This is a genomic window from Bryobacter aggregatus MPL3 (assembly GCF_000702445.1).
In the GTDB taxonomy this organism is placed as follows: Bacteria; Acidobacteriota; Terriglobia; order Bryobacterales; family Bryobacteraceae; genus Bryobacter; species Bryobacter aggregatus.
Window position 1 is genome coordinate 336804 of record NZ_JNIF01000003.1, and the last position, 18755, is coordinate 355558.

Sequence of the window (18755 nt, forward strand, 5' to 3'; positions counted from 1 at the left end):
CCTAATGCACGGTGAACGGCTGGGCGCTCGTTCGGAATCCGGACTCGGATCCCTGGTGATGCCGAACGAGCTTGCCCCTCCTTTAAAGATTCATTGAAGACATCGAGTCGATCCTGGCACATTGGATTCGGGGTGGCAAAGAAAAAGACATAGAACAAGTCCCCGCAACGTTGCTCTCGTACCAACAAGAGAGCGGCTAGTCTGCCAGGCTATCAGTCGCTATCGAACGTGTTTAGTGCTCCATTTATTGGCGCTTTTCGCTCGAAGGGGGCACAATCCCCTTCAACCGCATGTAGGTCACCATGTTGCCGTAGTGCTCATTGTCATGAGCAACATTAAATGAGAGAACCGTCGTCTTGGCTTGATCGGCTCCGAAGAACCTCACCAGCGTATTCGCCTGGGCGTCCGTCATCTCATCGTAGGCGGTATCGCAGTAAGCAAACGCCTCCTTGAGGGCCTTCACCAGATCCGCTTTCGCCGTCTTACCCTTCTCTATGCCGAGCGCCGGGTTCGTCTTTCCAAGCACAGCGGAGCAGAACATGTATTGGGCATCGGCGACGTGCCCCACGAGCTGGCCGAAACTGCGTACATCCGGCGTTGGCTTGAACGCATAGTTCTCTTCGGGCATCTTTTCCGCCGCACGGATGATGTTGTTCTTAATCATGCCGAAGAGGAACTTCTGGCCACCAGAAATGGGGTTCTGCGCGAGCGCGGCCATGCAACTGCTCAGCGCAAGGAAGGTCAAAACAATCGTCTTTTTCATCTCTCTGTTCTCCTATTGGTCTATCGCTCTAGGCCTTAGAAACTAGCCTGCCTCGATCCAGGCAGCAGGCGATCCGGCTCCCACTTTGTGAAATTATTTCCGACAACAAGCGGTTGATCAAGGATTTTCGTTCCGGACATCTCAAGAAACGAGACATCGAGTTCGATCCTGACACCCGTGCCAGTTCCGGTCAGCTTTTGTTGGCGACGAAAAGGCTATCCGTAACCTTACCGCGATTGGTGACCTGTGGTTTCTCAGGTAGTCGAGTTGTCTCAGATCTCACGCTGAACCGTTTCCTGCACCGTTAGCGGTCCACCGATGTAACTGCAATTTTCTTTTCGTCATAGTTCCAACCATTGGGACGGCGAGCAACGGAGATCGCCTCGCCTTGGATACGGTATTGCGCGCCCTGCAAGGAGACATCTATGACCTTGCCCTGCGCATGCTGCGCAATCGCGAAGCTGCGGAAGATGCGGCGCAGGAAATTCTCGTTCGCATCGTCACGCGCCAGGCAAGTATGAATCTTATGCAGACCTGGTTCCTGGCGAGTTGACCAAGATCAAAATCGAAGTCAGCAGTGAAAAGGCACGGCTTTCCGCGAACAGTGCGCCGCAGCCAGTGCTGATTGTGAACGACCTGAAACTCGGCGACAGCAAAGGTGCCGTAGCCCTGTGGGCCGGAGTTAAAACCAAGGCGTACTTCACAAATTTGCGGCTGTCGGAATAACCGCCAACGGCTCCGCCAGAACACCATCCTTATTTCTGCGCGCCGGAAGCTGGACAGTCGAGAGTCTTATAAAGAACCCGAGAAAGCCAAATACTACTGGTCTTCAGCGCTCCGCTCCAAAGGCCAGCAAACGGCCGTCGCAATCCTTCACAACAAACTCGCGAGCGTTCCACGGCATGTCAGCAAGGCCACGAGTGAACTCCCCACCGCGGGCCGCGTACTCGGCGTAAAGCTTGTCCACATCCTCAACGAGCAGGTAGGCATCGAGCAGTTCGTCCTCATACTTGCCGGGGTTAGCCGTGGGCGGCTCGGCGCAGCGAAAGTGGATGGTCTGCTGATCGCGCGCGACGATTGCATAGACAGGAGGATCCTGCCATGTGCCAAGACACTCGAAGCCAAGCGTGCCTTGGTAATAGGCGAGGGTGGCCGGGATGTTCGTGGTAAAGAACTGAGGTGCAATGCGACGAATCATGCACTCAGTCTATGTAGGGAGAAACACACCGGCAACTCAACGGAACAAGCAGTGCGCGGTGGCGGGAATCGAACCACCGAGACAGCTCCCACAAGACCATCCGCAGTCCGGATCGAGAAATGAAGCAGCGTAGCGTCAAACAGCTGTGCTTGCAACCTCTACTTCAACACCATCCTACCGGTCTTCTCATCGCCGGCTCGCAAGCTGGCGTCTCCCGCAGCAAACCCGTTCACCTCGAGGACATAGGCGACGATGTCCGCGTACGCGTCAGGCGCCAGGGAGCCGGGAGCGCCCGGAGGCATGGTTTTCTGCGCACGGTCATAAAACGCACGGACACTCCGATGCGACCACTTCGTTTTGAAGTACTCACCGGCAAGCGGCGTCCCATAGGCACCGTTCGTCATCGTACTGCCATGGCACACTGCGCAGGTTGCGTTGTAAGCCGCCTTGCCTCGTGCCGCTTGTGCCGCGGTGAATTGTGGCGCAACGCCATCGGCAATGGGAGCGGCATTCGTCGCCTCATTCAATCTTTTGGCGTCGCTCGTCAAGCGCTGCGGCTCGGCACCCGGCATTCCCTCACCGGTGTAGGTGAAAGCAAGAATCGCGCCAGGATTCTCCATATTGGTGGTTGTACCGGCATCGGCGGCTCCGGCCAGTCCACCAGGATCGGTAGCGATATAGATCGTCCGGCCATCCGGGCTGACCGCCGAATCCCGAAAGCGGTTCTCGGACTGGAAGTAGCGCGAAAAATGGCCTGCTGCCGTCTTCCCGTCAGCACTCAGCGGCAGGACATAGAGCGAGCCGCGTTTGAGCGTCGTCACCAGCAACACTTTGTCCCAGCCTGGAATGCCTTTGCCTTTGGATTCGTAATACTCGACATCAGAAACACCAACCGTCGGCCAGCAGATGAAGTCGACACCTTTGCAAGCCGGGTCCTGAAAGTTAAAGCCAGTGGGCACCGTGAACATTGTCGCGATTGGATTCACGAAAGGCTCATGGAAGGCTGACTCCCGATCCTGCGGCACCGAAGCAGGAATGGCCAGATCGTTATACTTCATCTGCGAGCAGGGCGTGCTGGACTCAGCCCAACGCGCGTAGACATAGGCCTTGTCATCCCGTAACCCGGCAACATGCGGCCATCCGTAATTGGATCCGCGCGTTAGAACGTTGATCTCGTCATCTGTTTTGGGTCCGTGTTCCGCCGAGTACAGAGTACCGTCCGGCCCGAAGTCGAGGCCTTGGGGATTGCGATGGCCGTAAGTGAACACATGGCTGACCACACCCTTCAGCTTCGGATTGTCCGCAGGGACGGACCCATCCAGATTCAGACGCAGCGATTTGCCGACATACGAAGCGTAGTTCCGATCGCGAATCTCCTTCTGGGTCGGCAATCGTTGCGCTTCAATGGGCAGACAGAAATTCCCAAGCTGATTGTGTCCTTGATCTCCGATGGTGAGGTACAGCTTTTGATCGGGGCCAAACTTCAAACGGCCGCCCGTGTGGTCATCGCCCGCCGGGAGTCCGGCGATCAGTTGCACCGGATCAGACAGCTTCTGCTCTTTTGCCTGATAGCGAAAACGCACAACTTTACCGTAGAGATGGCGATAAGGACTTGCCGGATCGGCCACCGTCAGCTTCGGCTTCTTGCTCTTGTCGAGGTAGGTGTAGGCGACATAGACATAATCGTTGCCTGTCCCTTGCAGCAGCTCTGGGTGGAGCGCCAGGCCCAGCAGTCCGTCCTGGCCGCCAGGAGCGGCCACCTCATCAATCGTGATGGCAACATGTCGTTCCCCGCTCACTGGGTCAATGCGCGTCACTCGCTTCCCGATGCGCTCGGTCACCCAAAGCATGTTGTCGGGCCCCCAGGTGAGTTCCCAGGGTCCTGCCAATCCGGAGGCCAACACTTTTTTCTGGAACTGCTTACTTCCCTGCACGACCGACTCCGGTCCATCCTGCGCGGACATGATCCCGAATATGGACAGCATCGCCACAATATGTAGAAAACTCTTCATAAGCTCCTCAGACGCACAGGCAGTATAGAACAAGTGAGCCGGATGTTGAAACTGTCTAGCGCGGACGGCCGATGGACGTCTCTTCGCGGATGATGCCGTTCCTCGCCGCCAGGCGCATCGGCTTGGGGATATCGGGAGCGCTCAGCGCCACATACAGATCCAAAGCCTCGGCGCGCTTGCCGTCTGCCAGCAGACGCTCCGCACAGATCAGCAACGCATCGGCAACCGCGACCCGGGTCAAAGCGCTTGTCCTGCCCAGGGCCGCCTTCAATTCCTTCGCCGAGGAAACACCCCCAATGTTGCCCAGAGCAACGGCAGCCGCACGGGCAAGCTCCGAGTCCGGCCCGAGCATCATCTGGACAAGAGCCGGAGTGGCTTTTGCATCTCTGCGTTTCCCAATCGAGTTCACCGCTCCGATCAACAAGCCTCCCTTCAACTTGGGCAGCGCCGCGCGCAGGGCATCGCCGGCGGAAGAATCGGCAATCGGTTCTAAGCCGTAGCGGGCATACGCGCTCAGATGCGGGTCCGTGAGCAGCGCCGACAGAACAGGTACGGCTTCTTTCGCGCCCAGTTCGCCGGCCCGTACACAGGCCTTCGCCTTTCTGAACTCGGAGGACGCCGGGTCCTTCAAAGTGCCAAGAAGCGCAGCCACATTGAGACTGGCGATGTCACCCTCCCGAAACTCGGCTGGCGGCATCGGCGGCTTGGGTTTCTCAGCCTGGGGCGTTGGCGTGATTGGTGTTTGCGGCATGCTCCGTGTCCTTTCTCAGATCCGCCACGGTTCCCGCAAGGCGCGGGATCGCATCCGATTCGCAATCTCGTCATTGGGGAACTCTTTCTTCACCGTGTCCCAGCGAAGCGTCTTGCCGCGTTGGTAGGCGATAAACGCCGCATGGCAGGTCACATGCGAGTTGGCAGCATTCGCCGCGCTGGCGCTGGGCGTCTGCCGATCCCGGACACAGCGAACGAACTCTTTCACGTGATTCTCCAACGCGAGCCTGGCTGATTCCGTCGGCCGGAGCAGGGGGCGGATCTTGTCGGAACACTCGATCCGCGTCTGGTCGCCCGTTTCCACCCAGCCTTGATCGCCTTCGATCCGAAAGCTGCACGAACCGGTGTTTAACGCGCCTTCCCAGCCGTTGTCGTGCATCACAAGCTTCACACCGTTCTCGTAGCGGCAGTTCACCTGGTAGGGGCCTACGTTGGTGCCAACAGGCTCGTATTCCACCGGTTGCGTGTCATCCAGTCCAGCCGCCCAGTGGCATAGATCAACAGTGTGCGAGCCCCACTCGAGAATGCCGCCACCATGGAAATCGTAGAAGTTTCGCCAGCCCCCGCTGACGTAGGAGGAGTGGTAGGGCCGCCAGGGTGCCGGTCCCAGCCAACGATCCCAATCGAGGACTTGTTTGGGAGGCAACGCTTCGGCTGCCAGCCAGTCCCGGCTGGGAAGCGGGGGCCAATTCACAGAAGGACCAACATTCGCGTAGAGAGTCTTCAACTTTCCAAGAGCGCCGGACCTCAGCAGTTCCTTACATAGAGCGAAGTTCGCGCCGTTGCGCCGTTGGCAACCCGCCTGATACAGCCGGTTGTAGCGGCGAAAGGCGTCCGCCAGCGCCCAGCTCTCCTCAATGGACATCGAACACGGCTTCTCGCAATAAACATCCTTGCCGTGCTGTGCCGCGATGATGGACAGAGGGGTGTGCCAGCGGTCGCCCGTGGCAATCAGTACCGCGTCGATATCTTGGCGCGCCAGAAGGGCGTACTGGTCGTCGTAAGTCTTGCAGTCGTGATTGCCGTACTGCTGGTCAACGGTCGACTTGATGCTTTCCCGGCGTTCATTCCGCACATCGCAAATCGCAACGAACTGCGTCTCTTTCAGGGGTAGGAACTTACTCAGGACATGAGCACCCCGAGCGCCAATTCCAATGCCCCCAATGACAATCTTGTCGCTGGGTGCAATCGCCCCAGTTCGCTGCCCGAGCACCAGGCTGGGGACAATCATCGGTGCTACCGCAGTTTTGAGAATCTGCCGTCTCGTTGTCTTGGATCGAACTACGTGGTTTGGCCGGATTGGACTCACAATCGATTGACCTCTGTGAGAGATATTCCGAGCACAGCTCTCCTGTTCAGTCTTTTTTGAAAGAAAGGGGAGCGAATTCAACCAAAGAGGCGCAGTTAGCGCAGTAGCATCAGATACAAATCCATCACATTGGTTCCGGTGGGACCGGGGAGGAAGAGATCCTTGAGCGGCTGGAAGTAGTGGTAGGAATCGTTACGGGCGAGAAAGTCCTGCGGGTCGAGATCAAGCTTGGCCCCACGCGCCAGAGTCGAGCCGGTGGCGTAGGCTCCGGCGGCCTCTGTCGGACCGTCCGTGCCATCGGTGCCAGCAGCGAGAAAACAAGTGGCAGGCAAACCGTCGATGCCGATCGCGGCGGCAAGCGCCATCTCCTGATTGCGGCCCCCGAGACCAGGATGCGCCGAGAGGGCGACCGTCGTCTCGCCACCCGCCAACAGCGCCAGCGGCGGCCGCGCCGGATTGCCGGTGGCTCTGGCCTCCCGGGCCATCGACGCAAAGAAACGCGCCGCCTCCCGTGCTTCTCCGTCCAAGGACGTGGAGAGGAGCAGAGGCTTATAGCCCAGCGATTTTGCGGTCGCTTGTGCGGCCTTCAGCGAGAGACGGTTTGAGCCAATCAGAGTATTTTTCACCCGGTCAAAGATCCGCGTGCCGGGCTTCGGTGTTTCCGGCAATTCCTTGTTACAACCTTGCTCGAGCCGGTCCCGCACTGATGCCGGAATCTTCGCGATCAGGCCATAGCGATAGAGGATCTGCCAGGCCTCTTCATAAGTACTCGTATCGGGAACAGTCGGCCCGGAGCCGATGACATCGAGAGAATCGCCAATCACATCAGACAGAATCAGCGTGTGCAGCTTTGCAGGATAGGCCAGATCGGCAAGCAGTCCCCCCTTGATCGAACTGAGGTGTTTGCGCACCGTATTCAGTTCCTGGATGTTTGCACCACAAGAGAGCAGGAGCCGGGTGGTGGTTTGTTTCTCTTCGAGCGTGATCGGTTGCGCCGGAAAGGGCAGCAAGGCAGAAGCACCGCCCGAGATCAGGCAAATGATGAGATCGGTCTCCTGGGCGCTAAGACAGATTTGCGCGATCTCGTGCGCCGCATGAACCCCGGCCTCGTCCGGCACTGGATGCGATGCCTCCAGGCAACGAATGTGCTGGAGCGGCTGTGCGTGACCGTACTTGGTCACAACCACGCCGGCCTGGATCCGATTGCCATAGACTTTCTCGACAGCTCTCGCCATGGCCGCTGCGGCCTTGCCCGCCCCCACAACATAAACACTACCCACGGTTTTGGGCAAATGCGCTAGGGTTGCGGCGTAGGGGTCTGCGGCGGCAAGCGCAGCCTGAAAGATGGCCAAAGCATCCTGGCGGAGCGATCGCTCAACCGAGGAGGCGGAGGGCAAGGATGGACTGGACTGCTTCTGTGGGGTCATTAGAATCGAACTCGATCTTGTAGTCGGCTTTCGCGTAAGCTTCCCGGCGAGTTTCGTACAGTTCGCGGAAGCGAATGGGATCTTTGGCCAGCGGTCGATGGTGCTCGTTCGCGATGCGGGAACAGATGCGTTCAAAGGGGCAATCGATCCAGATCGTGACGCCCGAATCCTCCAGGCGCTCTCGATTGCCAGGCCAGGCAAAGGCGCCACCACCGAGTGCGGCAACCGTAGCGCGGCCGCGATAGGTCTCTTTGATCAGATGCTGGATCGCTTCCGATTCGATCTGACGAAAGGCCTGTTCGCCCTGCTCCTCGAAGATACTGACGATACTCTTTTGCTGCTCTTCCTCGATGCGGTGATCGAGATCGAGAAAACGCCACCCGATCTCGTCCGCCAGACGTGCTCCTACCGTGGATTTGCCGCATCCCATGAATCCGACGAGATAGATACCGGGAGCGCGTTTCAACTTCAAAATCAAACAGCAGACCTTTCCAAATTGCGATTGTAGCGAGCGAATACAGAGTCGATCAGTTTCGGGAAAAGGAAATATGCCCAGTGCAGAAAATGGCCGCTCAAGGGCGTAACGACAGTACGCTTTCCTGATTCGATGCCGCGGACGATTGCCTGGGCGCAAACTTCAGGGGAAATCGCGAAGGCTTTGGTTCGTTGCAGCATGAGTGGGGGTTTGCCGCTGATTACATGGGACTGGAAAGGCGTCTGGACATAGCCGGGACAAACGGCCACCGTTTCCACGCCACTGCCGTCAAGCTCCATCCGCAGCCCATGCGTAAAGCTGAGCAATGCGGCTTTGGTCGTGGAATACAGTGAGAACCAGGGAAGTGGCACCAAAGCGGCAATGGAGCAGACATTCACGATCGCACCACGCCGCTGGGCCAGCATTCCCGGGAGGGCAAGCCGGGCCAGGTGGATTGGGGCGTGAAGGTTCAGTTCGTACAGATGGCGCCAGGTGTCCTCATCAGTCTCCCGCGTGGACACATAGGCGCCGACGCCCGCATTGTTGATCAGGATATCGATACCGCCAAGCTTCGCTGCCGCCTCGGCAAAGGCGGTATTGCGCTGCCCGGCATCGGTGAGGTCCGCAGCGATCCAGTGCGCCCCCGGGAGTTCGTAGGTGTGGGTCTTGCGCGAGACCAGCACAAGATGCGCTCCCCGGGCATGCAACAATCCGGCCAAAGTGGCGCCAATTCCGGTGGAAGCACCGGTCAGCAGTATTTTAGAGCCGTCGATCCGCACAAGAGTCAATAATAGTACTTATGTCGCAAGATCAACTACCCTTGTTCCCGCTGGGGGTGGTGTTATTTCCCGGGGCCGTCCTGCCGCTGCATATCTTTGAAGAACGCTACAAGGAAATGATCGGCGAATTGCTGGAGACCGAGAACGAATTCGGTGTCGTACTTGCCAGTGAAAAAGGCATGGCGAATATCGGCTGTACGGCTGTGATTGAGAAAATTCTGAAAAAGTATCCTGATGGACGTCTGGATATTCTGGTGCGGGGCCGCCGGCGCTTTGAGATCATCCTGCTCGATGAGGGGCGCAACTTCCTGCGGGCCGCGGTGGCGATGATTGCCGACGAAGATTCCACCGCGACAGACGATCTGGTCAAGCAGCGCGTCCTCAGTACCTGGGTGAAGCTCATGGTGATGGAGCATGGCGGCGTGGTGCAGGAAATGCCCGACCAGAACCGGGGAGATCTGAGCTTCGTGATTGGAGAAATCGCCGGAGACCTTGAGTTTAAACAGCAATTGCTGAGCATGAAGAGTGAACGGGAACGCATGGAGGCCCTGTCGGAATACTTGCCGAGCTACTTGGAACGTGAGAAGTTGACCCGGCATGTGCGGCGGGTAGCGCCCTTGAACGGCTTTGCCAAGCATGGCCAGGAGGTGCTCGATTGACCCGGATGGAAGGTCCACAAACGCTGGTGATTGATGCCGACGACACCTTGTGGGAGAACAATATCTACTTCGAGCAGGCGTGGGACGAGTTCTATGCCTTTCTCGATCATTCTTCGCTCAGCGCAGAAGAAACGCGGACGATTTTCGATGAAATCGAGATCGCCAATATCAAGGTGAATGGATATGGGGCGAAGAATTTTGCCAAGAATCTGGTGACCTGCTACCGGCGTCTGGTGGAGCGGGAGATTGCACCGGAGGATGTGGGGAAGATTATCGGATTCGCCGACCGCATTCTGCACCAGCCGATTCAAATGCTGGAGGGTGTTGAGGAAACGCTCGAATACCTGCTGAAGCGCAGTCACGATCTGGTGCTGTTTACAAAAGGCGAGGCAGAAGAGCAGCGTTTGAAGATCGATCGCAGTCCGGTAGGAAAGTATTTCCGGGAGTTCGAGATCGTTCGGGAGAAGGACGAGGCCGCCTATCGGGAGCTGGTCGGCCGCTACGGCTGGAATCCGGCAACCACCTGGATGATTGGCAATTCGCCGAAGAGCGACATCAATCCGGCGATCGCCGCAGGCCTGAATGCGGTGTACGTGCCGCATGAGCGCACTTGGGTGTTGGAACAGACGGAATTGTTGGATGTGGGGCCGGGGTGGCTGTTGCAGGTGGAAAATTTTCGCGGACTGCAGAAAATTTTCTAAAGGGCTTCAAAGCGTAGCCGATACGAACACTATGGAAATCCAATCGATTGGCCTGGCGGGTCTAGAAAAGGCGCAGGAAAAGTTAGCTGCGGCGGCCAAGCGGTTGTCTTCCGCAGGGAATCCGGCCGCACTGTCCCGAGGGGAAGATGTCGTCGATCTGAGCGACGATATGATCGCGATTCTGGCAGCGGGGATTGGGAGTCAAGCGAATCTGAAAGCCGTGGAATCGGCAAACGAGCTGGCGTCGCGGACCATCGATCTTCTGGGCTAAGCGCGACCGGCCACCTGTCGCATCCGTAGCCAACCGCCCATCATGGCACTGGGAGCCATCAGCAGAATAGCCGCCACCTGTGACCAAATGGCGCCGCTGCCCATCGTATTCGCCAGAGAGACGCTAGCCCCAATCGCGAGGACAATCCCCACCGCCACACCATGCCCCAGTGGCGCGCGTCCCGCCCACATTCCCGCCATATAGCCCCCCAGGCCAGCAAACAAACACCCGCAGACGGAGCTGCCAATCATGAAGCCCAGTGGAGCCTGTTGATGGGGCGCTTGTCCAGCCAGCCGAAACAGCCAAAACGCGGAAACCGCAAAAATCAAGTAGCCGGCCAGCACCGAGAAAATAGAAAGAAGCATTTGCATGCGGTTCTTCTTTTTTTGCACAAAGTGGATGCCCTCTGCTCGTTGGGGACAACAGCCTCAACCCCGTTCAAAGATTTCCAAATATTATTGAAAGACGGCAACGCACGCAAAAGAAACCGCTCCAAACTACAATCCCCCAATTCCAGGTCCCCCATCGTGATCGTGGTCTGAGCCAAGTTTCCGAGTGTACCACCGCATTATTCCCAACAGTCATCTTCTGAACACCTGCCGTGGCTTCACCACAATCCGTGAGGTCATCCAATCTGGTGAGCCGGTCCAGTCTGTTAGTACGTCTCCGCTTATTGAATCTCCGCCTAGTGTAGTGCTTCACACAGAGCGACGGTTAAGAGCGGCCTGAGCGCGGACCACCTTGGCGAGGATGTCGGAGGCCTTGGCGGTCCAGATGAAAGGTTTGGGGTTCTCGTTGTGGGCATCGACAAAGGCGTCCAGCGCTTCGATGAGTTCGACGATGCTGCCGAAGACGCCGCGGCGCAGGCGGTTGACGGTCAGGTCGCGGAAGAAGCGCTCCACCATGTTGAGCCACGACGAACTCGTCGGGGTGAAGTGCACGTGGAAGCGGGGGTGGCGATTGAGCCAGCGCTGCACCTTCTCATGCTTGTGCGTGGCGTAGTTGTCGCAGATCAGATGGAGTTCCTTGCCTGCGGGAGTGGCCTCGTCGATCAGCCGCAAGAACTTGATCCATTCCTGATGCCGGTGCCGCTGTTGGCAGAGACTAATGACCTTGCTGCTGGCAACATTCAGGGCCGCAAACAGGGTCGTGGTTCCATGACGCTTGTAGTCGTGCGTCATCGTGCCGGCGCGGCCGGGCTTGAGCGGCAATCCGGGTTGCGTGCGATCCAGGGCTTGCACTTGGCTCTTCTCATCGACGCTCAGCACGATGGCGTGTTCCGGAGGGCTGAGCTAAAGCCCGACGATGGCCTCCAGTTTCTCGCCGAACTCGGGGTCGTTGCTGATCTTGAAGGTCTCGACGAGATGCGGCTTCAGGCCATGCGCATGCCAGATCCGCAGCACGCTGGAGTCGCTGATCCCCAAGGCCGCGGCCATGCTGCGGGTGCTCCACTGCGTGGCCTGGGCGGGTTTCACCTCGGTCGTGAGGCGAATCACCTCGGCGATCAATTCCCGGCTGATCGTTGGCGTGCGTCCTGGCCGCGGAGCGTCCTCCTCCAGACCCGCTACGCCCAATTCCAGAAAGCGGGAGCGCCACCGGCTGGCCTTCTTCGGCGTGATGCCGAGTTCGGCGGCGATCTCCCGATCCTGCCTGCCTTGCCCGGCAAGGAGGACGATCCGGGCCCGCTCTGCCAGACGCACTGGAATCTTCCGGCCCTGGGCCCACTTCTCCAACTCACGCTTCGTTTCATCGCTCAACTCGACTCGCGGGGCTACTCGCATTTCTCGCTCCTCGAGTATAGGGACGCCCGCCGGGGTCATACTGGTTACTAATTGTGAAGCACTGCACTAGCCCCCGACCAAATGCAGACACTCGTGCGTGTCGACCAAAACTAGAATGAACGCCAGCCATTGCAGATAGGCCCGTATATATGAGATAACTTCCCAAAGACGCAGATGCCTTCTGACGGGGAAATCGAACGTGACCATCTGAATCAGTAAGCGCATCGAGTCTATTGAGTCTCGCGGAATATAGCGGATTCAGAAGCATAGAGAAGACTGCTTCCAGCAAGCAACGAGTAGATGCTTTCTTCGGCGCATGCGCTTGAGTTTAGTTCTGGCCATTTCACCGAGTTGCCAGAGATCTTTGGCGCAGATATTCGGGAGTTCGTGCTGCTTGAGATGAGCCCAGATATATTCGACGGGATTCAGTTCGGGAGCGTAAGCTGGAAGCCGAAGAGTCTGGATGCGGCCATCACAACTTGCGATGAAATCCTGAACGAACTTGCTGCGATGAGCAGCCAGTCCGTCCCATACGATCAGGATCTTGCCTGGGATGACCCGAAGTAGTTTTCCGAGGAAGATCACAATGTGCGGACTCTTGATCGTTTCGCTGAACATTTCAAAGTGAAGATTCCAGCGGCTCAGTCCTGCGATGAGCGAGAGGTTCTTCCAGTTGAAGTGATGGAACAGAATAGGTGTCTGGCCGCGCGGAGCCCAGGTGCGGCATCGATGAGGCTTCTGCGTTAGTCCGCTTTCGTCAATGAAGACAATGGTGCGGCCTTCTTCCTGGGCTTTTTTTTAGCGTTGGGCCAAGTCACCTGTTTCCACTCGCGAATGGCCTTCTCATCGCGTTCGAGCGCACGTCCCACTGGCCGTTGAGGACTCCAGCCCAAGGCGCGCAGAATGCGCCAGACGTGGCCCGGATGGTAGCGAATCTGAAATTCCTGCTCGATCAAATCGGCTACCCGCTGGCAGGTCCACAACGGCGTTTCATAGCCGAGTTTTTCCGGCCCCGCCAGCAACTTGTTCGTCAGAAGCTTTGCCTGTTTGTCCGCCAGCAAAGGCTTCCGGCCAGCGCGTCCAGCCTGCTCGAGAGCCTTCCTGCCACCTTCGCTATATTCCTTGCGCCAGCGGCTCACCGTCTGGTTGGCGACCATTAACTCATGGCCGATCTGACTGTTGTTGAAACTCTCTCGCATCAATGCCAGTGCTCTCATCCTCCGCACTTCCAAGGCATCGAAATCGCGAGCCACTCCACGCGGGTTTCCCATATACAGATTAGAACCCGACAGAAGTCAATGTGTTCCGCTATATTATGTGATTATCAATAGGAGCTTGTTGAAAAACCCTGAGTGGGATGTGACGCTGGAACATTTTCTGGCATCTATGTTTTATGCGCGGAAACGACCAGAACTAGGCATCGCTGATCAGCTACGTGAGTCTTGAAGAACGGATCGGCAAAGACCATCCCCTGCGAAAAGTTAGGCAACTGGTCGATGGGCTGCTGAAGAGTATGGATGGCGAGTTCTCGCAGATGTATTCTCGGGTAGGCCGGCCCTCGATTCCGCCGGAGCGACTGCTTCGCGCGCTGTTACTGCAGATTTTCTATTCCGTGCGCAGCGAGCGCTTGTTGATGGAGCAGTTGGACTACAACTTGTTGTTCCGTTGGTTCATTGGCCTCGCGATCGATGAACCCGTTTGGAACCACGCTGTGTTCAGCAAGAACCGTGAGCGGCTCTTGAATGAAGAAGTGACGCAGCAGTTCTTTGCGCGAGTCAACCAACTGGCAAGCGGCTTCATGTCCGATGAGCACTTTACAGTGGATAGAACGCTGATTGAAGCCTGGGCCAGACAGAAGAGCTTCCAGCGCAAGGCTGGCGATGGCACTCAAGATGGCGGCAATTTCCACGGCGAGAAGCGGAGCAACGAGACACACGAATCCAAGACCGACCCGGAATCGCGCCGCTACAAGAAAGGTAAGGGCCAAGAGGCAAACCTGAGCTATCTGGGTCATATCGTGATTGAGAATCGCAATGGCTTGATCCGCGAGGTGATGAGCACACAGGCCGATGGGCAGGCCGAAACGGATGCGGCCCTGTTGATGGCTGCAAAAATAGCGCGGCCCGGCAAGCGCGTCAAATTAGGAGCCGACAAAGCTTACGACCGCAAAGACTTCGTCACGACAGTTCGTGAGTTGGGCGTAACAATGCACGTGGCGCAGAACAACAAGGGCCGCAGGAGTGCGATTGATGGCCGGACGACAAGGCATGAGGGGTATCGGATGAGCTTGAGCAAGCGATGGCTTGTCGAAAAGGCTTTTGGCTGGATGAAGCAGACCGGGGGGCTGAAGAAGATCAAACTGCGCGGACTGGACAAGGTTGGTTGGCTGGTTACTTACACTGCGGCCGCTTACAATCTGCTTCGAATCAAAACCCTGCAGGAGAAGTTTGCCTAAGAACTTGTTGAAAAACTCGCCGCTGGATGTGACGCTGAAATATTTTAGAGCATCTATGTTTTATGCGCGGAACCGACCAGCAACAAAGAACCCTGATCAGCTACGTGAACCTTGAAGATCGGATCGCAGAGGACCATCCACTGAGGAAAGTACGGCAACTGGTAGACGGGTTGCTCAAGAGCATGGATGGAGAGTTTGAGCAGATGTATTCGCGAGTGGGGCGTCCTTCGATTCCGCCCGAGCGTCAGCTCAGAGCGTTGTTGTTGCAAATCTTCTACTCGGTGCGCAGCGAGCGCTTGCTAATGGAGCAGTTGGACTACAACCTGTTGTTCCGTTGGTTCATTGGGCTTGAGATCGATGAGCCGGTTTGGAACCACGCCGTATTCAGCAAGAACCGGGAGCGGCTGTTGAATGAAGAGGTCGCGCAGAAGTTCTTTAGCCGGGTCAATGAGTTGGCCTCTGGATTCATGTCCGATGAGCACTTCACGGTGGATGGAACGCTGATCGAAGCCTGGGCAGGACAGAAGAGATTTCAACGAAAAGATGGCGAAGGCCCCAAAGATGGCAAGCAGTTCCACGGCGAGAAGCGCAGCAATGAAACGCACGAGTCCAAGACAGATCCAGATGCCCGCTTGTACAAGAAGGGGAATGGGCAGGAAGCCAAGCTCAGCTACCTCGGCCACATTGTGATCGAGAACCGCAATGGTTTGATCCGTGAGGTGATGAGCACGCAAGCCGATGGTCATGGCGAAGCCGATGCCGCCTTATTGATGGCGGCCAAAATAGCGCGGCCCGGCAAACGCATAACGCTGGGGGCCGACAAAGCTTATGACCGCAAGGACTTTGTCAAAACAGTGCGCGAGTTGGGAGTGACCCCACATGTGGCGCAGAACAACAAGAATCGCAGAAGCGCCATTGATCAGCGTACGACAAGGCATGAAGGGTATCGCATGAGCCTCAGCAAGAGGTGGCTTGTAGAGAAGGCCTTCGGATGGATGAAGCAAACGGGCGGACTGAAAAAGATCAAGCTGCGGGGAATCGATAAGGTCGGATGGCTGGTCACTTATACAGCCGCAGCTTACAATCTGCTTCGAGTCAAAACCCTGCAGGAGCAGTGTGCCTAAATGACGGAAAATGGCCCAAAATCAATGGTTTTCGGCCTATCGCGGGAGCGCGGGCAGGTTCAATTTTGAGCAATGATTCAATACATCCTCATCCAGATACCATCATATTCGCGGTAGAGGGGTATTTTCAACAAGTTCCTATGGAAGTTCTGCGAAAATTTGCGAGACGAAGAACAGATTCATATGGAGTTCTAGCGCCACTCCGGGGCACCCTGCGATTTGCTGGGGAGGAAAAAGACGCCTTCTGCGGGCGGCCGACACTGGGCTCCCGGGAGATTAGAAGCGGTCTCATAAACGTCTGAGTAAGAGTTGTAAGCAACCGAGGCGAACGAATCCGAGGAAGTTTTCGATGTGGCGGTAGCGGCGCAGCGGACGACCATCCTGAGTCTTGCTCCGGTTGCGCCGGTTCGGCGCGATCATCTCGATGCCGTACTCTTCGGCAAGCTTTTCGTCGAGCTTATCCGAGTCGTAAGCTTTGTCTCCGATGAGTCGCCTGGGCATTTCATCGAGGAAGCTTCCGGCCAGAACGTCTTCCACAAGCTGACACTCGGCCGGCGAAGCGCTGTCGACAGCAACGGCGAGAGGAAGACTGTCACCAGCGGCGAGAGCGATGATCTTCGTGCCCTTGCCGCGACGGGTGGGACCAATGGCGAGGCCCCCTTTTTTGCGCTCGCGAATGTGGCATCAACAAACGCTTCTTCCAGATTCAACTGGCCTCGCTCATGTAAGTAGCGGGCCAACACTCTCAGCGTCTCTTCCAGCTTTCCGCTTCGCACCCATTGTTGAAAACGTCGGTGACAGGTCTGGTACGGCGGATATCTTTCCGGCAGTTCACGCCACTGCGGCCCACTCCCTAAAACCCACAGCACCCCGTTCAATACGCATCGAGTATCGTGCCACGGCCTGCCACGCTGATCCGCTCGGCGCTGCGGACGCAACACCGGCTCCACGACTTCCCATTGGTCGTCCTTTAAGTCCCATCGTCCACGCATACACTTCCGCGCAATTCACCAGAGCTCTTTCAGATTCCCATATTCCGCTCTTCAGAGGTTTATGAGACCATTTCTAAGCCTTTCAAGAGAGGTAGAAGCAAAGGATAGAAATCACTGCGGCTGATTAATGAAGTTCTGCGGTCGGAAAAAATACATTGTGACGAGTCAGGCTGTCCCGCACTCGTGACCGCACTCTGTCCCGCACCCCTGTAGGTATTCCGCGTCTTGAAACGAAGAACGACGCTCAGGAGGCTGGGCAGGCTTTGGGCACGGCCATATCGTTCGCGGCCACCTTATTCTTGGGACCGTCGACGACATCGATTACGTCGACCAGATAAAGGGTTTATCGGCGGTGGGCGGACTGCTGGAGGCGCTGTAGAATTTGTGATTCCTAAGAACTTGTTGAAAAACTCGCCGCTGGATGTGACGCTGAAATATTTTAGAGCATCTATGTTTTATGCGCGGAACCGACCAGCAACAAAGAACCCTGATCAGCTACGTGAACCTTGAAGATCGGATCGCAGAGGACCATCCACTGAGGAAAGTACGGCAACTGGTAGACGGGTTGCTCAAGAGCATGGATGGAGAGTTTGAGCAGATGTATTCGCGAGTGGGGCGTCCTTCGATTCCGCCCGAGCGTCAGCTCAGAGCGTTGTTGTTGCAAATCTTCTACTCGGTGCGCAGCGAGCGCTTGCTAATGGAGCAGTTGGACTACAACCTGTTGTTCCGTTGGTTCATTGGGCTTGAGATCGATGAGCCGGTTTGGAACCACGCCGTATTCAGCAAGAACCGGGAGCGGCTGTTGAATGAAGAGGTCGCGCAGAAGTTCTTTAGCCGGGTCAATGAGTTGGCCTCTGGATTCATGTCCGATGAGCACTTCACGGTGGATGGAACGCTGATCGAAGCCTGGGCAGGACAGAAGAGATTTCAACGAAAAGATGGCGAAGGCCCCAAAGATGGCAAGCAGTTCCACGGCGAGAAGCGCAGCAATGAAACGCACGAGTCCAAGACAGATCCAGATGCCCGCTTGTACAAGAAGGGGAATGGGCAGGAAGCCAAGCTCAGCTACCTCGGCCACATTGTGATCGAGAACCGCAATGGTTTGATCCGTGAGGTGATGAGCACGCAAGCCGATGGTCATGGCGAAGCCGATGCCGCCTTATTGATGGCGGCCAAAATAGCGCGGCCCGGCAAACGCATAACGCTGGGGGCCGACAAAGCTTATGACCGCAAGGACTTTGTCAAAACAGTGCGCGAGTTGGGAGTGACCCCACATGTGGCGCAGAACAACAAGAATCGCAGAAGCGCCATTGATCAGCGTACGACAAGGCATGAAGGGTATCGCATGAGCCTCAGCAAGAGGTGGCTTGTAGAGAAGGCCTTCGGATGGATGAAGCAAACGGGCGGACTGAAAAAGATCAAGCTGCGGGGAATCGATAAGGTCGGATGGCTGGTCACTTATACAGCCGCAGCTTACAATCTGCTTCGAGTCAAAACCCTGCAGGAGCAGTGTGCCTAAATGACGGAAAATGGCCCAAAATCAATGGTTTTCGGCCTATCGCGGGAGCGCGGGCAGGTTCAATTTTGAGCAATGATTCAATACATCCTCATCCAGATACCATCATATTCGCGGTAGAGGGGTATTTTTCAACAAGTTCCTAACGGCCCGATACCCCAAAACACTGTCAGAAGAATAGTAAAATGAGTGGCGCAATGATTGATCCATCAGAGGTGAAGATAGTAGGGGATTGGATTATGGTTGGGCAGGAGATACAGGCTGACGACGCTTGCAATCGGGTAGAAAAACTAGTCTCGGAGTATTTGATCTATGTAAAAGATAGTGAAGCCTCCGGGGGGTGGGACGCACTGTTTCAGGATCCTGTGGATGGCCGCTACTGGGAGAGAATTTTTCCACAATCGCAGATGCAAGGTGGAGGGCCGCCGTCTTTAAAAGTACTTAGCCTTGCCGAAGTCAGATCAAAATATGGCGTTCTATAGTGTTCTGAGTCATACCTAACTGGCATAATTGCGAGACTGG

At 56.6% G+C, this 18755-nt stretch carries 20 protein-coding genes and 2 pseudogenes; 9 read left to right on the forward strand and 13 right to left on the reverse strand.

Going from position 1 to position 18755, the window contains the following annotated elements; genetic code table 11:
• Positions 1 to 244: 244 nt before the first annotated feature.
• Entirely contained in the window at positions 245 to 763 is a 519-nt protein-coding gene (locus tag M017_RS0101890) for a DinB family protein (RefSeq protein ID WP_031495357.1), read from the reverse strand.
• Between the two features lie 355 nt (positions 764 to 1118).
• On the opposite strand from M017_RS0101890, the gene M017_RS29035 reads away from it, so the two are divergent.
• A complete protein-coding gene (locus tag M017_RS29035) occupies positions 1119 to 1316 on the forward strand; it encodes an RNA polymerase sigma factor (RefSeq protein WP_474939338.1) in 198 nt (65 codons plus the stop codon).
• On the forward strand, positions 1313 to 1489 hold the full coding sequence (locus tag M017_RS29040) for a hypothetical protein (RefSeq protein WP_155121171.1): 177 nt from the start codon (positions 1313 to 1315) through the stop codon (positions 1487 to 1489). The genes M017_RS29035 and M017_RS29040 overlap by 4 nt, the downstream gene beginning before the upstream one ends.
• Before the next feature lie 103 nt (positions 1490 to 1592).
• Here the strand turns inward: M017_RS29040 and M017_RS0101905 are convergent, their stop codons facing one another.
• From M017_RS0101905 to M017_RS0101935, 7 genes are all read right to left on the reverse strand, one after another.
• On the reverse strand, positions 1593 to 1961 hold the full coding sequence (locus M017_RS0101905; RefSeq protein ID WP_031495359.1) for a VOC family protein: 369 nt from the start codon (positions 1959 to 1961) through the stop codon (positions 1593 to 1595).
• Positions 1962 to 2119: 158 nt separating this feature from the next.
• Positions 2120 to 3973 carry a glucose/sorbosone family PQQ-dependent dehydrogenase gene (locus tag M017_RS0101910; protein WP_080507450.1) on the reverse strand — a complete coding sequence of 618 codons (1854 nt, stop codon included), beginning with the start codon at positions 3971 to 3973 and terminating at the stop codon, positions 2120 to 2122.
• Between the two features lie 55 nt (positions 3974 to 4028).
• Positions 4029 to 4724 carry a HEAT repeat domain-containing protein gene (locus M017_RS0101915; protein ID WP_031495362.1) on the reverse strand — a complete coding sequence of 232 codons (696 nt, stop codon included), beginning with the start codon at positions 4722 to 4724 and terminating at the stop codon, positions 4029 to 4031.
• A 15-nt stretch (positions 4725 to 4739) separates the two neighbouring features.
• Positions 4740 to 5975, reverse strand: a complete 1236-nt coding sequence (locus tag M017_RS0101920) for a Gfo/Idh/MocA family protein (RefSeq protein ID WP_051669430.1) — start codon at positions 5973 to 5975, stop codon at positions 4740 to 4742.
• A 173-nt stretch (positions 5976 to 6148) separates the two neighbouring features.
• A complete protein-coding gene (locus tag M017_RS0101925) occupies positions 6149 to 7480 on the reverse strand; it encodes a glycerate kinase type-2 family protein (RefSeq protein WP_051669431.1) in 1332 nt (443 codons plus the stop codon).
• Positions 7428 to 7958 (reverse strand): shikimate kinase, encoded by a 531-nt coding sequence (locus M017_RS0101930; protein ID WP_035957608.1) that lies wholly within the window; start codon positions 7956 to 7958, stop codon positions 7428 to 7430. The genes M017_RS0101925 and M017_RS0101930 overlap by 53 nt, the downstream gene beginning before the upstream one ends.
• A complete protein-coding gene (locus M017_RS0101935) occupies positions 7955 to 8734 on the reverse strand; it encodes an SDR family NAD(P)-dependent oxidoreductase (RefSeq protein WP_162179810.1) in 780 nt (259 codons plus the stop codon). Before M017_RS0101935 ends, M017_RS0101930 begins: the two co-directional genes overlap by 4 nt.
• 20 nt (positions 8735 to 8754) lie before the next feature.
• Between M017_RS0101935 and M017_RS0101940 the strand changes: the two genes are divergently transcribed.
• From M017_RS0101940 to M017_RS0101950, 3 genes are read left to right on the forward strand one after another with little or no spacing between them, the layout of a single operon-like run.
• Positions 8755 to 9393, forward strand: coding sequence for an LON peptidase substrate-binding domain-containing protein (locus M017_RS0101940; RefSeq protein ID WP_035957610.1), 639 nt, complete (start codon positions 8755 to 8757; stop codon positions 9391 to 9393).
• A gap of 5 nt (positions 9394 to 9398) precedes the next feature.
• Entirely contained in the window at positions 9399 to 10094 is a 696-nt protein-coding gene (locus M017_RS0101945; RefSeq protein ID WP_031495372.1) for an HAD family hydrolase, read from the forward strand.
• A 31-nt stretch (positions 10095 to 10125) separates the two neighbouring features.
• Positions 10126 to 10365: a hypothetical protein gene (locus M017_RS0101950; RefSeq protein WP_031495373.1), complete on the forward strand. Its 240-nt coding sequence runs from the start codon at positions 10126 to 10128 to the stop codon at positions 10363 to 10365.
• Here the strand turns inward: M017_RS0101950 and M017_RS0101955 are convergent.
• From M017_RS0101955 to M017_RS29825, 4 genes and pseudogenes are all read right to left on the reverse strand, one after another.
• On the reverse strand, positions 10362 to 10730 hold the full coding sequence (locus M017_RS0101955) for a hypothetical protein (protein ID WP_155121172.1): 369 nt from the start codon (positions 10728 to 10730) through the stop codon (positions 10362 to 10364). The two genes, M017_RS0101950 and M017_RS0101955, sit on opposite strands and share 4 nt — an antisense overlap.
• Before the next feature lie 333 nt (positions 10731 to 11063).
• Positions 11064 to 12146: pseudogene (locus M017_RS26150) on the reverse strand (IS630 family transposase).
• Positions 12147 to 12404: 258 nt separating this feature from the next.
• Positions 12405 to 12917 (reverse strand): IS630 family transposase, encoded by a 513-nt coding sequence (locus M017_RS30540; RefSeq protein ID WP_051669432.1) that lies wholly within the window; start codon positions 12915 to 12917, stop codon positions 12405 to 12407.
• A complete protein-coding gene (locus M017_RS29825) occupies positions 12890 to 13417 on the reverse strand; it encodes an IS630 family transposase (RefSeq protein WP_080507452.1) in 528 nt (175 codons plus the stop codon). The genes M017_RS30540 and M017_RS29825 overlap by 28 nt, the downstream gene beginning before the upstream one ends.
• Before the next feature lie 152 nt (positions 13418 to 13569).
• Here M017_RS29825 and M017_RS0101980 point away from each other — a divergent pair, with 152 nt between their 5' ends.
• On the forward strand, positions 13570 to 14601 hold the full coding sequence (locus tag M017_RS0101980) for an IS5 family transposase (RefSeq protein ID WP_031495378.1): 1032 nt from the start codon (positions 13570 to 13572) through the stop codon (positions 14599 to 14601).
• Between the two features lie 62 nt (positions 14602 to 14663).
• Positions 14664 to 15725: an IS5 family transposase gene (locus M017_RS0101985; protein WP_031495380.1), complete on the forward strand. Its 1062-nt coding sequence runs from the start codon at positions 14664 to 14666 to the stop codon at positions 15723 to 15725.
• A gap of 288 nt (positions 15726 to 16013) precedes the next feature.
• On the opposite strand, the pseudogene M017_RS28450 reads toward M017_RS0101985, so the two are convergent.
• Positions 16014 to 16717 (reverse strand): annotated as a pseudogene (locus M017_RS28450) (IS5 family transposase).
• Positions 16718 to 17174: 457 nt separating this feature from the next.
• Here M017_RS28450 and M017_RS0101995 point away from each other — a divergent pair.
• The gene (locus M017_RS0101995) at positions 17175 to 18236 is read left to right on the forward strand and encodes an IS5 family transposase (protein ID WP_031495380.1); all 1062 of its coding nucleotides are present in this window, start codon (positions 17175 to 17177) and stop codon (positions 18234 to 18236) included.
• 182 nt (positions 18237 to 18418) lie between these two features.
• Complete coding sequence (locus M017_RS0102000) at positions 18419 to 18715, forward strand: Imm27 family immunity protein (protein WP_080507453.1); 297 nt, start codon at positions 18419 to 18421, stop codon at positions 18713 to 18715.
• The last annotated feature ends 40 nt before the right edge of the window (positions 18716 to 18755 follow it).